Here is a 2,219-nt window from a genome sequence, read left to right as displayed (position 1 = left end):
AAGGGCGAGGCGGGCGCCCTGGAATGGGCCGTCACCTGGTCGCCCATCGGCTTCGGCGACGCCGACAGCTTCATCGCCTCCTACTGCAACACCGTCTCGACCCCCGACGGCGGCACGCACGAGGCGGGCTTCCGCGCCGCTCTGGTCAAGGGCCTCAAGGCCTACGGCGAACTGATCAACGAAAAGCGCGCCGCCCAGATCACGGCCGAGGACGTCGTCGCCAACGCCGGCGCCCTGATCTCCATCTTCATCCGCAACCCGGAATTCCAGGGCCAGACCAAGGACCGCCTGTCCTCGCCCGAGGGTCAGAAGCTGGCCGAACAGCTGCTGCGCGACCCCTTCGACCACTGGCTGACCGAAAGCCCAAAACAGGCCAACGCCCTGCTCGGCTTCGTCATCGACCGCGCCGAGGACCGCCTGCGCCGCCGCAAGGACAAGGAAGTCCAGCGCGCCGCCGCCACCCGCAAGCTGCGTCTGCCGGGCAAGCTGTCGGACTGTTCACGACAAGCCGCCGAGGGCACCGAACTCTTCATCGTCGAAGGCGACTCGGCCGGCGGCTCGGCCAAGCAGGCGCGCGACCGCACCACCCAGGCCATCCTGCCCTTGCGCGGCAAGATCCTGAACGTGGCCTCGGCCACCGCCGACAAGCTGCGCGCCAACGTCGAACTGTCGGACCTGGCCCTGGCCCTCGGCGTCCAGCCCGGCAGCCGCTTCAACATCGAAGACCTGCGCTATGAGCGCATCGTCATCATGACCGACGCCGATGTGGACGGCGCCCACATCGCGGCCCTGCTGATCACCTTCTTCTACCGCTCCATGCCCGAGACCATTCGTCAGGGCCGCCTCTTCATGGCCCTGCCGCCGCTCTACCGCATCAGCGCCGGTCCCCTGTCGGAATACGCCCGCGACGACGCTCACCGCGACGAGCTGCTGGCCACCGTCTTCAAGGGCAAGAAGGTCGAGATCGGACGCTTCAAGGGTCTGGGCGAGATGATGGCCTCCCAGCTGAAGGAGACCACCATGGATCCGAAGAAGCGGACCCTGGCGCGCGTCTCCCTGCCTGAGAGCGAAGAGGAGATCGAGGATCTGGTCGAACGCCTGATGGGCCGCAAGGCCGAGGCCCGCTACCAGTTCATCCAGGACAACGCCCGCTTCGCCGTGGCGGATCTGGACGTTTAAACTCAAAATCCGCTCATCCCCGCGGAGGCGGGGATGAACGGATAGATAGCTTAAGGCCTCAACAACCGATCCCGCGCGGCGTTGACTCGCGTGGCGAGCCCCTCCGTCCCGCCCTGATCAGGATGCGCCCGCGCCATCAGGCGGCGCCAGGCGGCCTGCACGTCTTGCGGCGTCGCATCGGCGGAGACCCCCAGGATAGCCCGCGCCTCGGCCTCAGACAGGCGTTCAGCAATCGGCGCGCGCGGCGGCACGGTGCGAACCCGCGACTGAACCGCCAGCCACAGCCCGGCCCCCGCCAGACCAATGGCCGCCAGCCAGACCCCGCGCGACGCGGCCAGAACCGCCCCCGCGAACAGGGCTGTGCTGAGGATGGTCGCGGAAATGCGCCAATGGCCGCGCCGGGCGCGCTCGGTCTGACGGCCCAGCCGGACCAGCGCCCAGACCGCCACGGCGGCCAGCGCCAGCCAGATCAGGCCCATGCGACGATCAGGCCGCCGCCGCGTCCAGCGGAGCCAGCGATCCGCCCGCCGCGTCGTCCAGACCCATGGCCTGCATCAGGTTGCGCATTTCCTGGCGCGCGGCCACGTGGGCCAGCGACACCGAGACCGGGCGGATGTCGTTCGACAGGTCGGCGACCGTCAGGCCGAACGGGAACAGCTCGCGATAGATGACCCGGTCGCGCAGGCCCGGCCCGACGCGGAAGCCGACGCGCTTGGCCAGCTTCATCATCCGCTCTTCCAGGCGACGACGGTTGCGGGCCTCGGCCACGGCCAGGCGGTTGGTGACGACGATCCAGTCGATCGTCACCTGACGCCCCTCGGTGATGGCGCGGTGCTTGCGCGCCTCCCAGACGCTCTCGGAATAGATGGAGGGCTTCTTCAGCTCCAGCGTCACCGGATCGACCTCGCCCAGCAGGTCGAAGTCGACAAAGCTGTCGTTCATCGGGGTGACGATCTGGTCGGCGCGGCCGTGCGCGGCGCGCGACAGGGCGGTGTCCCCGCCAGGGGTGTCGATCAGGATGACGTCGGCCACGGCCTGCG

General features: G+C 69.0%; 3 protein-coding genes. 1 reads left to right on the top strand and 2 read right to left on the bottom strand.

Annotation, left to right across the window (positions count from 1 at the left end; all coding sequences use genetic code 11):
- The coding region (locus VGE49_RS06055; protein WP_331033661.1) for a toprim domain-containing protein at positions 1–1,179 on the top strand (1,179 nt) is incomplete at its 5' end.
- Positions 1,180–1,229: 50 nt separating this feature from the next.
- Here VGE49_RS06055 and VGE49_RS06050 read toward each other — a convergent pair.
- Positions 1,230–1,658, bottom strand: a complete 429-nt coding sequence (locus VGE49_RS06050) for a J domain-containing protein (protein WP_331033660.1) — start codon at positions 1,656–1,658, stop codon at positions 1,230–1,232.
- 7 nt (positions 1,659–1,665) lie between these two features.
- A partial coding sequence (locus tag VGE49_RS06045) for a division plane positioning ATPase MipZ (RefSeq protein WP_331033659.1) occupies positions 1,666–2,219 on the bottom strand: 554 nt, incomplete at its 5' end.

The sequence above is a fragment of the Brevundimonas sp. genome, from assembly GCF_036405315.1.
Classification (GTDB): Bacteria; Pseudomonadota; Alphaproteobacteria; order Caulobacterales; family Caulobacteraceae; genus Brevundimonas.
The sequence above is the reverse complement of the archived record's forward strand: the minus strand, read 5'-3'. Positions and strand labels throughout refer to the sequence as shown.

What these genes read in the sequence shown, in the direction of transcription:
- VGE49_RS06050 (WP_331033660.1), bottom strand. Translation starts at nt 1,658, where the DNA reads ATGGGCCTGATCTGGCTGGCGCTGGCCGCCGTGGCGGTCTGGGCGCTG.